Source organism: uncultured Psychrobacter sp. (assembly GCF_947488565.1).
GTDB lineage: Bacteria > Pseudomonadota > Gammaproteobacteria > Pseudomonadales > Moraxellaceae > Psychrobacter > Psychrobacter saeujeotis.
The window spans coordinates 134,012-146,601 of sequence record NZ_CANKZC010000003.1 but is presented as its reverse complement, the minus strand read 5'-3'; the positions used below and the strand labels follow the sequence as shown (position 1 = coordinate 146,601).

The window sequence follows — 12,590 nt, the reverse complement described above, 5'->3', positions numbered from 1 at the left end:
ATAATGCATGTCAAAATACATGGTGGCGCTATTTTATAGGTAGCAAATAAGACATGCAATAATAATTTTCAGTATATTAACAAATAATAACTGCTTAATAATAATCCTCAATTATCAACTTTATATACTCATTGTTCTTATTAGATAACAAGCACAGCTGATAACATCTATATAGCCTACCTTAAATATTAGATTTCATTTGTACGCGTAATGTTACTAGTAGCGTGACTTATATTAATATTTGGTAATTTTACAGTAATAATGCTGTTACCTTTCATACTGTATTTATAACCGTTTATCTTTAAACAGCTATTTTTCTATAATTTGTAAGGCAGCTACGGCAGGTAAAGTCTTGCCTTCAACAAACTCTAAGAACGCTCCACCACCTGTAGACATATAGCTTACATTATCAGCCACTTTATATTTATCAATGGCAGCCAAAGTGTCACCTCCACCCGCTATCGAAAACCCATCGCTATCTTCTACTGCTCGCGCTAAAATCTCAGTACCAGCGCCAAAGGCGTCTACTTCGAATACACCAACTGGACCATTCCACAGTATAGTTTTGGCGTTGATAATGGCATCAGCCAGTTGCTCAGCACTTTGCGGCGCAATGTCTAATATCATATCATCGTCGCCAATATCGCTCACTGCTTTAACAGTGGCTTTTGCTTGCTGCAACGAGCCTATAAAATCATCAAAATTAATGTCATTTTTATCAGCAACAACCACAAATTCAGGCAACAAGATATCAGTCTTAGTCATGATTTGACGAGCTGTATCGACTAACTCTGCTTCATACAATGATGCACCGACGCTATGGCCTTGCGCTGCCAAAAAGGTATTTGCTATACCGCCGCCAACAATAATTTGACTGCAGATATCCGCTAAGCTATGAAGAACTTCAAGCTTGGTAGAGACTTTAGAGCCGCCAACAATGGCTAGCATCGGCTGAGCTGGAGTCTTGAGCGCTAAACTTAATGCATCTAGCTCAGCGGCGAGTAATGGACCGGCACATACCGTCTTATTAGCTTGACGCATGGCTTGAGTCACCCCTTCCGTAGAAGCCTGCGCCCGATGAGCCGTACCAAATGCATCCATTACAAATACATCGCACAAACTGGCATAAGCTTCCGACAGCGCAGTGTCATTGTTTTTTTCGCCTTTATTAAAACGAACATTTTCTAATAAAACCACTTCACCAGCTGTAATATCTACGCCTTGCTCAAGATAATCATTGCTAAGCATTACTGGCTGTTTTATTTGTCCTGCTAGATTGGACGTTAAATACTCAGCGACAGGCGCAAGAGAGTATTTCGATTCAGGAGCGCCTTCTGTTGGACGACCTAGATGTGAACATACAATGACAGCTGCTCCCTTATCTAACGCCATCTTGATGGTTGGCAAGCTGGCCTGCAAACGTGCATCACTCGCAACTTTGCCATCTTTAATAGGGACATTAAGATCTTCTCGGATCAATACTACTTTATCCGTTAAGGTCAGCTCACTCATACGTAAAAAATTCATGATCGCTCCTAGGCTACGTTGATTATTTTATCTACCGTTTTAACAAATTAATTTAACTGCTATTACTGTATGAGCCGTAGTTTATACAATAGAGCGCATTCATTCTAGGCAAAAAACAAGCTTAACCGTAAATTCTTCACAAAAATTCACCACTACAAACATTTAATATTCATTATTGAGAATATATATGCAATCAGTAGTCACAATCACAAGATGTCTTGAAGAGTTAGTAACATTTCGTGGTGGCACTGATTGATCAATCATCTTAGTATAAGAGGTTATCTATTCGCAAAAAACTTTATGACCCTCGATGTATAGATAATAACTTTATAGAAAATAGCTTTATAGAAAATAACAACAACCCATTTGGAGAGTATAATGAGCATTGATTTTGACGCTGCCAAACAAGACCTACTAAAATTAAAAGAAGAGTATGAAACTCGCATCAATAAAATTGAAGATCATATTCAACATCCACAAGACAGTTTGAACGAACATTGGGATGATCAAGCCATCTCATACCGTCAAAACGACATGCGAAAAAACTTATTAGGTGAAGCAAGACAAAGTCTTATTTATGTCGAAAACGCTTTAAGCCGTATTGAAAATGGTACTTATGGTGAATGTGAAGTGTGCGGTGAACCTATAGAAGAAAAGCGTTTAGAAGCATTGCCTTACGCTACCTTATGTATGGATCATGCTGAATAGGTTCTTTATACAGTACATTATTGAATTTTTAGGCAGGTATTTACCAGTTGGTAAGTGCCTGTTGCCATTCTTGACAGCGCTCCTCTATCGACTGTACAGGCAAATCTATAATATCCCCAACCACGGCAATATAAGCAATAGGCAGTCCTTTTAATTGAAGAATGTTTTCAGCCGTTAGTCCCCCGATAAGACAAACATCAGTATTATTGTGAGTGGCATATTGGCAGCCATCGATAAGTTGCTGTCGAGTGATAATGTTGGCATTGGGTTTAGTAGACGAGGCAAATATAGCGCCCATAGCAATGTAAGTTGCGTTTGAAGAAATCGCTTCTTTAATAAGGGCCATATCTCCATGACAAGTGCGACCAATAATTTGGTTGATTTTTAATTGTTGTTTAGCTTCGTCGATAGCACCATCTTGTTGTCCAAGATGTACCCCCACGCCAAGCTTGGCAGCCAAAGCAACATCGTCGTTTATGATGACTGGTACCCTGTATCGTTTAGCCAGTGCGACTATTTTTACGGCTTCACTATACAACTGCTCTTTACCATTTGGCTGTGCCAATACCCGTTTCCTTCTGATTTGTAACAACCCTATCGTACCTGTCGCTAAAGCTGCCGCTAACTTGGCATAAAGCAAATCAAACTCATCATCATTAGTCAGCAGATACAATATAGGCCCTTTTTTTGACATATCTGAAACTGATGTTTTAGTCATTGTTTATCCTTAAGTTTAATTAATAAAAAAAGACCGTTATCTTAGATAACAGCCCTTTTTGTCTACAAACTCTAGCTTTACAGCCGTTTATATCAGCACCTTATACTGTCTGACGCGTGGCTAAACTGGTCAAGATGTTTTTGGCATCACCCCAGCGAGTCGCTGAGCTATTAGCACCCAAAATCACAATAATAGCAGGGCGGTTGTTGACACGGGTTTCCATGACGACGCAACGACCTGCCTCATTGATAAAGCCTGTTTTAGAGATACCAATTGGATAGTTCCCTGAGCGCACAAGGCTACTGGTATTATTGGCTTTATAAGTACGATTGCCACTTGAATAATTGGCCACAAAAAAGTCGTAGCTTTTGGTAGTAGAGAAACGACGAATAACGTCATAATTACCAGCCGCACGTACCATTTTTACCAAATCATTTGACGAAGCAACATTGCGTTTATCAAGTCCTGTTGGGTCACCAAAGAATGCCGTTGTCATTCCTAATTCTTGAGCTTTACGGTTCATGGCCCGTATAAAGGCATTGTAACCACCTGGATAATTACGCGCTAAGCTCTTTGCAGCAGGGTTTTCCGACTTCATTAAAGACATCAGTAACAGCTCTGCACGATTCATACGATCGCCTGACTTTAAGCGTGAGCTTGCACGTTTAGGACCTACAAAATCCTCTGGATCAAGTGTAATCTCTTCACGCATATCTAGACCCGCATCTAACACGACCATTGCTGTCATTACCTTAGTAATACTGGCCATAGGACGAGCAATATTTGCATCTTTTTCATAAATGGACTCACCAGTTTCAGCATCGATTACTGCTACACTGCGTGAGTCAGTGCTGATCGGAATCATGCTACTGCTACCAAAACTACCACGGTAAGTGGTGTTATATCTGTTACTACTGCTACCGTAGCTGTTAGAATTGGTAATACTGGTAGTGCCATAGCCATTGTCAACTTTTTTGAGAGGCGTAGTAGCACTTTTAGAGCTGTACATAATGTTGCGTGCTTCTGATAAGCTATCAGCGCCGCCCCAACTGACGCGTGCACTAGACTCAGCAGGGCTACCATTAATACTTAGCGCAGCTTGTGCAGCACTGCCTAAGCTTAACGAAATCATGGCAGCAACCAGTTGCTGTTTGGTTAATGGTAAATGTTTCATTCTTCCCCCTGCTATTGGTCTCACATCAATTGCATATTATTATGCACAATTGGGTAACGTAGCGTTTTTGATGGTGTTTGTAGACACTCGTATAGAGTTTTTGTACTTTTAGTGTATCATGGTTTTTACATAAGTTTAACGTATCAGGCTGACTTCGCAAGATTTTTTTGTATATATACGAAGATTACTACAATTGCTTTGGATTTGGGTAATAATAAATAATACTCGAAAAATATTTGTTATAGTTCTATATCTTAGTCAAGTATTGAGTTTTCTCTACCGTTATCGTTAAGTATTATTTCCGTGAATAAAGCGATCTTATATAAGTCACTATAGAACAAGATTATTATAAATAGCAACATCGATATAGAATTAAATACTTGTACTAAACTATATAAGACAAGTCACTATTAAATAACATGTTTGTATTGTAGCCAGCTTTCATTAGCGTTTGGCTATTCTAATGCATATTAATCTATCAAATAGTAAAGAGTATAACTATGATTCGAGTATTAGTAGTAGATGATCATGACTTGGTGCGTATGGGTATCAGTCGGATGTTGTCTGACAGTGCAGATATTGAAGTAGTCGGTGAAGCTGATAGTGGTGATATGGCATTAAAACTTGCTAAACAGCTTAGTCCAGACGTGGTCTTATTGGATGTCAACATGCCTAATATCGGTGGTCTTGAGGCGACAAAGCGTTTGGTACAGTTGGACATGGGAATAAAAATACTAGCGGTAAGTAGCATGTCAGCGCAGCCATACCCATCAATGCTCCTTAAAGCTGGGGTCAATGGTTATATTACTAAGGGCACACCACTTGATGAGATGATACGCGGTATCAAAAAAATATATCAAGGTGGCCGTTATTTCAGCCATGATGTTGCTGAGCAGCTAGCAGAAGTATTGTTATCTGATAATGCCTCTTCGCCTTTTGACTTGCTAAGTGATCGCGAAAAACAGGTCGCTATGATGGTGGTCAACTGTCAAAGTCCTCAACAAATTGCTGACCAGTTATTTGTAAGTGTAAAAACCATTAACACCTATCGCTATCGTATTTATGAAAAAGTTGGGGTAGATAGTGACGTTAAATTGACGCATCTAGCCATCCGCCATGGGCTGATTCAGCCTTAATACTAGACTTATCTGTACTTTTAATTGGTCTATTGCTCATTACTACTCCCCTTCGGTTATTTTATGAAATCTGCTTTTAAAACCATCAACGTCATTTTGCAGACTTTAAAGCAGGATAATACTTTACCTGTATCACAATTGCGTAAGCTTGGGATAATTTATAATGGTTATCGCTTAGTAGTTAGTGCGTTTTTGCTATTAATGGCATATGCCAATATTAAAGCTGACACCGATTTGTTATTACTGAGCTTATTGCAACAAACTGCACTTGGGTTTTACGTCATTCTTAGTTTGATTTTACTCAGTTTATTCTTAGTTGCTACCAAGCAGTTACAACGCCAGTTGGTGTTTGGTCTAGGCATTGATGTTATTGTATTAAGTTTACTGCTATATACCAACGGCGCCCCAGACTTACAATTGGCAATGCTATATATGGTGGTGGTAGCAGCCAGTTTTATGTTGCTGCGTAGCTCACAAGCGCTGGTCATTACCTTACTTGCAATTTTATTCGTCATTTATCAGCAATTTTTTCACGCGATTGCCAATAGTATGAGCTTGACCAATTTAGGTGATGCCCTACTCATGTCAGCCAGCTTCTTAGCAGTTGGCTTTTTAAGTTGGTCAATCTCTCAACGCTTGGTGCATGTCGAAAGGTTTATAACGCGTCAAGCAGAGGAAGTAGAGCGTCTAAATACGATTAACCAAGAAGTCATTAGTCAGATGCTAAACGGCATTATGGTGATTGATAAGCAGCACATTGTGTTGGCCAATCATGCAACTTATCAGCTACTAGGCATTCCTGAGACCGAAGCATCACCGTTTAAAGAAGTACCTACGAATTATAGGGATTCAAAACCAACTCTTAGGCAGCAGCAGCGTAATTTTAAAAATCATCATAATCCATTATATGCTTTTCAACAGGCTTTGGCTCATCAACATAGAGCGCTACTCAACAGTTGCTTATCTGTCCCTACCAATCAGTCAAGAAACTTTGTTTACGAATTGCCTGAAGCGGCCACTGCATCTATTACCAACAAACTGCGTGTACAAGTAATTCCGCTAGAAGATGACAGTCAATTGATATTGCTTGAAGATTTACGCCGCGAACAAGCCAACGCCCAACAATTAAAGCTGGCCTCTTTAGGGCAGCTCACAGCCAGCATTGCTCATGAGATTCGCAATCCACTTGCTGCTATCTCACAAGCCAGTCAGTTGTTATTGGAAGATATGAACGATGTGGCTGACGCAGACGAGAGCCACAGTCAAACTGCTATGAATACTAGTGGTAATAATGAGCTGTATAAGATGATATTTGCACAAACCAAACGTGTTAATCGTATTATTGAAGATGTGTTAAAACTATCACGTCAGCAGCGCTCTAACAAACAGACCATAGAGCTTGGAACTTGGATGCCACAATTTTTAGAGAACTATTTTCGTGGCAATGATATTTTTTTGCATGATATCTCGCATCCCGTGATACAGTTTGATAATCATCAATTAGAGCAAATACTGATTAATTTAATTAACAATGGTTTGCGTTATTGCGGTCTTGTACATCCGCATGCTTATGCTGAGGTGGAAATATATTGCGTGCAGAACGATGTTATAATCGATGTTTTAAATGAAGGTGAAAAAATCGCTCCAGCTGATGTAGAGCGCTTATTTGATCCGTTTTTTACTACTGATAAAGCAGGTACGGGACTGGGGCTTTACTTGTCTCAAGCTTTTAGCGAAGCCAATCATGCCAGGCTACTGTATGTCGCTGAACACGAAAAGACCTGTTTTCGCTTAATCACACCCATGGGCTCTTGTTCAGAAGTAGTATGGGATGACGAAGATTAAGGTTCAAGGTGTCAATGATGCATCTACTGCTAACACATTGATTTTGACCCATAGTCAGTACAACACATGTGTGCAATTAGTAAAAGATAAAAAGTCTTACAGATAAAGGTTTTTTATTTATAATGAATATTCGTTCAATCCCTTGTATCAATTAAGCAATAATGAGGTTGTATATGACAGCAATCGCGCTGGTCGTCGATGATGAAGTAGATTTATGCCGACTTATGCAAATTACGCTGACAAAGATGGGCATCAAAAGTGACGTGGCTTATAGTTTATCGCAAGCAAAATCTTATCTAGAAAATAACCACTATGACTTTTGTTTGACAGATTTACAACTGCCAGATGGTTCAGGATTGGAGTTGGTTAAGCAGATTAGTAGTAGCTCTAATACACCAGTTGCTGTGATCACGGCACACGGTAGTATGGATCTGGCTATTGAAGCACTTAAGATTGGTGCTTTTGATTTTGTGAACAAGCCGCTTGAATTACCGCGACTACGCCAACTGGTCGAAAATGCTCTCAAAGTTATTCATCAAGATGAAAGTATTCAAGCAACTGATGAAATTACGCCTGAACAGCAGTTATTAGACAGTCGCCTGATTGGCAACTCTACTGTCATGCAAACTCTAAAAACCACCATCATTAAGCTTGCCCGTTCACAGGCGCCCGTATTTTTATCAGGTGCTTCTGGTACTGGTAAAGAAGTGGTCGCCAGACTCATCCATGATTTAAGTCCACGCCGTGATGGTAGTTTTGTCCCAGTCAACTGTGGCGCGATTCCATCTGAGCTTATGGAGTCAGAGTTTTTTGGCCATAAAAAAGGTAGCTTTACTGGTGCGGTTGCAGATAAGCAAGGTTTGTTTCAACAAGCCAGTGGTGGTACATTATTTTTAGATGAAGTGGCAGATTTACCACTTGCTATGCAAGTAAAGCTATTACGTGCTATCCAAGAAAAGACAGTGCGCGCTATTGGTGACACCAAAGAGGTACCTGTAGATATTCGGATTTTATCAGCTACCCATAAAGACTTAAGCCAGTTGGTAAAAGACGGAGAGTTCCGGCAAGATTTATACTATAGAATTAATGTGATAGAGCTTAAGCTTCCCACACTCAATACACGCCGTGACGATATTCCTTTACTTGCCAAGCACTTTTTAGCGCTGATATCTGAAGAGTGGCAGCTAGGTACACCAGCAGAGCTGACTGAAAGTGCTTGTACGCGTCTGCAGCAGCATGAATTCGCTGGAAACGTTCGTGAACTGCGCAATATATTAGAGCGTGCAATTACTCTAGCAGAAACCACCATGATAAGTGATACCCATCTAGGGTTGCCCAAACTTAATGACAGCGATACTGTAGGCTCAAAAGAGTTGGCAGAACGTGAGGATATCAGCACTGTCTCTACAGTAAATAATGAGCCTATGATATTACAAGTGGATGGACCTCAACAAAACACCAAAACCGATAATAGTGGACATCTTTCAAACAATTTGCATCCATATCGCACCCATAGCCAACACTATTCTTCAGCGTTTCAGATGTCTACTACTCAGTCCGACAGTGTTAATACTTCATCTGTCTACAACCAAGACCGCCGCAAGCCTGACCAGTTTGTTGACGACATACATACGCAACCATCACTCGTCAGTATTTCTGAAGCTGAATTGCCTCAAAAAGGTCTAGAAGCCTATTTGCAGGAGCAAGAAAAACGTTTGATCATTAAGGCGCTTAATCAGACTGATGGAAACAAGACACAAGCAGCAGAGTTGTTAGGTACGACTTTTCGCTCGTTACGCTACCGGATGAAAAAGCTTGAGATTGATGAAGAGTAGCGCAATACCTTAGATTATATTAGTGTGATGGAATGAGTATAAACGCCCTAGCCTTATTAACAAATAGAACTCACTGATACTGTTTTTAGCACTTTTTATAAATCCCCTTTTTCAGTATCAGTCATGCTATAGGTATTGTCTTTTTTTACAAGATGAAGTCCTGAAGAGTGTATTTTCGGTCGCAACACATCGATAGCTTGTTGCTCCCATGAGCGCTCATTACCAGATAGAGCTATATCAGGTTGTACACCTATTTTATCTATCTTTTTGCCTGCTGCTGTTAAATAATGAGCCACAGTCAACTTGACGGCTTGTTCGTTATTAAGCGGTATGACTGACTGTACAGACCCTTTACCATAGCTGACTTCACCGACGATAGTTGCACGTTTTTGTGTCTGTAGACTGCTTGCCAGCACTTCTGCTGCCGAAGCAGAATAACGATTTTGTAAAATCACTACGGGTAAAGATTTAAGTAAGGCTGTATCTTGGGTCGCTAAAGTACGTAGCTCACTTTGTCTACTCTTTACCTGCACCACGTCAGTGTCGTTCATAAATAGACTGGCTACTTTCACAGCCGATGTCAGTACGCCACCTGGATTATCACGCACATCAAGCAGTATTCCGGTAATGGGTGCATCAAGACTGGTTAGACTTTGCAAAATCTTTTCACGGGTATTATTTTGAAAAGCGGGGAGTTTGATAACAGCAATACCATTAACAAGCCGTGTCTCAATATCTTGTTGGTGAGTATTGTTGCGCTGCAAGGTAATGACACGCTTGCGGCGACCGGCTTTAGACACAGTTACATCAACTTGCGTACCGGCAATTCCGTTCAGTAGCTGCTCTACATCATCAGACTGCCGATCACCATCAACCTTAAACTCACCAATCTGATGTATATAATCGCCAACGGTAATACCTTTTTTATCAGCAGGTGACTCATCTACAATATCAGTTACAACCCAATACCCCTCATCTGGTTTATATACTGCTTTTAAGCCAACGTCACCAACATCTCCTTCAGTAAATGCGCGTAAGTTTTCATACGCTTCTGCATCCAAAAATTCAGCATGGCTATCAAGCTTGGTCAGCATGCCACTCATCGCATTATCAAATAACGCTTCATCATTGACAGGATCGACGTACTGGCGGCGTACTAAGTCCACTACTGCGACAAAGGTTTTTAGTGTCTCAGGGGAGATTGCATTTAAGGACACCTGCGCAACGTCAGCTGGTATATCAGACAAATCATCTTCTACTGTATCAACTGCTGTCTCATCGGCTACAGCATCTATATCATCCTCTGTTTGACCAGTTGATTGATTCTCGCTATTTAAGTCATTTGCGCCTACCGCGTCACTACCTACTGTATTGTCATCAATGTTCAAGCTAATCAGTTGCAAGTCTGCAGTAGGATTATCAGTATTTACACCCATCCCTACAGGTTCTGTAATGGCTGCCTGTGCAGATATGTTGACACCAGTTATCCCAAGGACTCCCACTAAACCTATCTTTAGCGCAGACTCACAGATAGCAAACGGTACCAAATCAAACTTGAGCGGCATGGTTGGTAGTTTTAAAGGTAATAAAGGCATAAAGAGACTCGTATAGGATAAAGAATATGTACAGATCTATCATTGCTACATGACTGCCAACGCCCTAAAAAAAACTAATGGGTCTACAGCAGCGATACGATAACAAGTGATAAAATATAGGCTCTTCAGTATAAAATAAGTACCATGCTACTAGGATAACTTTTACTTATTTACTGTACCTACACAGCTCGATGCTATGCAAGATTTAGCTCAGTAGCCTATTGAATTTTTGTACTTTTTCTATGTAGGATTGACTATAGCATTAAGACACCATTAGAAAATAGCGTAATATTGCAAACAAAAAGGGGAAAGATAAATACTGTCTTTCCCCCTTATTTATAAAAATATCATGTTTACTACAAGGTAGGAATTAACAAACTCTTACCTGTCATCTCTGCTGGTGGTTCGATATTCATTAATGACAAAATAGTGGGAGCGACATCGCTTAACTTGCCTCCCCTACGTACTCGTATATTTTGCTCACCGACGTAGATAAGAGGGACATGTTCTGTCGTATGTTGAGTATGCACTTGCCCGCTTTCATAATCTTGCATCTGCTCGCAGTTGCCATGGTCTGCCGTGATTAACATATCACCGCCAGCTGCCCGTACTGCCGACTCAATACGTCCGATACATACATCAAGCGCTTCCACAGCTTGTACCGCTGCATCAAAAATACCTGTATGTCCGACCATGTCACCATTGGCGTAATTTACAACCAACACATCATACTTTCCTGATTCTATAGCAGCCACTAGCTTATCAGTCACCTCAGGGGCACTCATCTCTGGTTTTAAGTCATAAGTGGCTACATCTGGAGATGGCACTAAGATACGCTCTTCACCCTCATATTCTGCTTCACGGCCACCACTAAAAAAGAAAGTCACATGCGCATACTTTTCAGTTTCAGCGATACGCAGCTGGGTTTTGCCCTGATTCTGCAGATACTCACCCAGTGTATTGGTCAGCGAGGTTGGATAATATGCAATGCTGGTTTTAGCGTTATCTGCTAAAACGTCAGAGTACTTGGTCAACATCACAAAAGCTGCAAGGTTTGGCTGCTTTTGACGAGCAAAACCTGAAAACTTATGATCTGGTAGCACAAACGCTTGCGCAAGCTCACGAGCACGGTCAGCACGAAAGTTCATAAATATTAATGCATCATTATCTTCAACAGTATATGGCATCTCATCACGTCCAATCACGGTCGTTGGACTGACAAACTCATCGGTCTCTCGTGCTTTATAAGCTGCTTGGACAGCCCCATCTGCTCGCGTTGCTAGACGATCAGCCTTTCCTTCAGTAATAAGCTCATAGGCTTTTTGGACACGATCCCAGCGGTTATCACGATCCATCGCATAATAGCGCCCAATGATACTGGCAATCTGTACGCGGCCGCCTTCATAATGGGCATTGAGTTTATTGATATAGTCACGCAGACGATTGATATACTTATCCGCAGATTTTGGCGGCGTATCGCGACCATCCAAAAAGCAATGGACAAAAACGTTTTTTGCCCCATGAACCAATGCAGAATGACACATACCTTCAATATGATCTTGATGTGAGTGCACGCCACCATCAGATAGTAGTCCCATAATATGAACATTACCACCCAACTCGTTAGCCGCTTTTACTGCTTCAACCAACGCGTCATTTTTGTAAAATTCGCGATTATTAAGCTCATTTGAGATACGGGTTGAGTCTTGGTAAAGAACACGGCCAGCACCAAGATTCATATGCCCTACTTCTGAATTACCGAATTGACCATCTGGTAAACCAACATCTTCTCCTGAAGCTGATATAAGCCCATGCGGATATTGCTGATAAATATTATCCAAATTTGGCATGTTTGCCGCGGCAATGGCATTGTCTTCAGCTTCCTCACGATGTCCAAAACCGTCTAATATCATTAAGACATGTGGCACTTTTTTGTTAAGGTTGTTATTAGACTCAGCTTTACTGTCTGTGGTATGTTCTGCTTGTTGTTGCATATTGGACATAGATTACCGCTCCTCAAATGAATGAACGCCTATAGTACTGTATTAGATT

9 protein-coding genes are annotated in these 12,590 nt (G+C 40.7%); 4 read left to right on the top strand and 5 right to left on the bottom strand.

What is annotated here, in order from left to right; genetic code table 11:
- Positions 1–309 precede the first annotated feature (309 nt).
- Entirely contained in the window at positions 310–1,527 is a 1,218-nt protein-coding gene (locus Q0890_RS07785) for a phosphoglycerate kinase (RefSeq protein ID WP_299219245.1), read from the bottom strand.
- A gap of 378 nt (positions 1,528–1,905) precedes the next feature.
- Between Q0890_RS07785 and Q0890_RS07780 the strand changes: the two genes are divergently transcribed.
- On the top strand, positions 1,906–2,235 hold the full coding sequence (locus Q0890_RS07780; RefSeq protein WP_299219243.1) for a TraR/DksA C4-type zinc finger protein: 330 nt from the start codon (positions 1,906–1,908) through the stop codon (positions 2,233–2,235).
- 40 nt (positions 2,236–2,275) lie between these two features.
- Here Q0890_RS07780 and Q0890_RS07775 read toward each other — a convergent pair whose 3' ends face one another.
- Both Q0890_RS07775 and Q0890_RS07770 read right to left on the bottom strand, forming a co-directional pair.
- Positions 2,276–2,953, bottom strand: a complete 678-nt coding sequence (locus Q0890_RS07775; protein WP_299219241.1) for a thiamine phosphate synthase — start codon at positions 2,951–2,953, stop codon at positions 2,276–2,278.
- Positions 2,954–3,053: 100 nt separating this feature from the next.
- The gene (locus tag Q0890_RS07770) at positions 3,054–4,127 is read right to left on the bottom strand and encodes a serine hydrolase (protein WP_299219239.1); all 1,074 of its coding nucleotides are present in this window, start codon (positions 4,125–4,127) and stop codon (positions 3,054–3,056) included.
- Positions 4,128–4,627: 500 nt separating this feature from the next.
- On the opposite strand from Q0890_RS07770, the gene Q0890_RS07765 reads away from it, so the two are divergent.
- From Q0890_RS07765 to Q0890_RS07755, 3 genes are all read left to right on the top strand, one after another.
- Positions 4,628–5,263 carry a response regulator gene (locus Q0890_RS07765; RefSeq protein ID WP_299219237.1) on the top strand — a complete coding sequence of 212 codons (636 nt, stop codon included), beginning with the start codon at positions 4,628–4,630 and terminating at the stop codon, positions 5,261–5,263.
- 63 nt (positions 5,264–5,326) lie between these two features.
- Positions 5,327–7,108 carry an ATP-binding protein gene (locus tag Q0890_RS07760; RefSeq protein ID WP_299219235.1) on the top strand — a complete coding sequence of 594 codons (1,782 nt, stop codon included), beginning with the start codon at positions 5,327–5,329 and terminating at the stop codon, positions 7,106–7,108.
- Between the two features lie 173 nt (positions 7,109–7,281).
- Complete coding sequence (locus tag Q0890_RS07755) at positions 7,282–8,943, top strand: sigma-54 dependent transcriptional regulator (RefSeq protein WP_299219233.1); 1,662 nt, start codon at positions 7,282–7,284, stop codon at positions 8,941–8,943.
- A 95-nt stretch (positions 8,944–9,038) separates the two neighbouring features.
- Here Q0890_RS07755 and Q0890_RS07750 read toward each other — a convergent pair whose 3' ends face one another.
- Together Q0890_RS07750 and gpmI are read right to left on the bottom strand one after the other, a co-directional pair.
- Complete coding sequence (locus tag Q0890_RS07750) at positions 9,039–10,538, bottom strand: S41 family peptidase (RefSeq protein ID WP_299219231.1); 1,500 nt, start codon at positions 10,536–10,538, stop codon at positions 9,039–9,041.
- A 356-nt stretch (positions 10,539–10,894) separates the two neighbouring features.
- A complete protein-coding gene (gene gpmI / locus Q0890_RS07745) occupies positions 10,895–12,532 on the bottom strand; it encodes a 2,3-bisphosphoglycerate-independent phosphoglycerate mutase (protein WP_299219857.1) in 1,638 nt (545 codons plus the stop codon).
- Between the last annotated feature and the right edge of the window lie 58 nt (positions 12,533–12,590).

Excerpts from the sequence above, each read along its gene's own strand:
- Q0890_RS07785 (WP_299219245.1), bottom strand. The coding sequence starts at position 1,527 with ATGAATTTTTTACGTATGAGTGAGCTGACCTTAACGGATAAAGTAGTA.
- Q0890_RS07780 (WP_299219243.1), top strand. The coding sequence starts at position 1,906 with ATGAGCATTGATTTTGACGCTGCCAAACAAGACCTACTAAAATTAAAA.
- Q0890_RS07775 (WP_299219241.1), bottom strand. The coding sequence starts at position 2,953 with ATGACTAAAACATCAGTTTCAGATATGTCAAAAAAAGGGCCTATATTG.
- Q0890_RS07770 (WP_299219239.1), bottom strand. The coding sequence starts at position 4,127 with ATGAAACATTTACCATTAACCAAACAGCAACTGGTTGCTGCCATGATT.
- Q0890_RS07765 (WP_299219237.1), top strand. The coding sequence starts at position 4,628 with ATGATTCGAGTATTAGTAGTAGATGATCATGACTTGGTGCGTATGGGT.
- Q0890_RS07760 (WP_299219235.1), top strand. The coding sequence starts at position 5,327 with ATGAAATCTGCTTTTAAAACCATCAACGTCATTTTGCAGACTTTAAAG.
- Q0890_RS07755 (WP_299219233.1), top strand. The coding sequence starts at position 7,282 with ATGACAGCAATCGCGCTGGTCGTCGATGATGAAGTAGATTTATGCCGA.
- Q0890_RS07750 (WP_299219231.1), bottom strand. The coding sequence starts at position 10,538 with ATGCCTTTATTACCTTTAAAACTACCAACCATGCCGCTCAAGTTTGAT.
- gpmI (WP_299219857.1), bottom strand. The coding sequence starts at position 12,532 with ATGCAACAACAAGCAGAACATACCACAGACAGTAAAGCTGAGTCTAAT.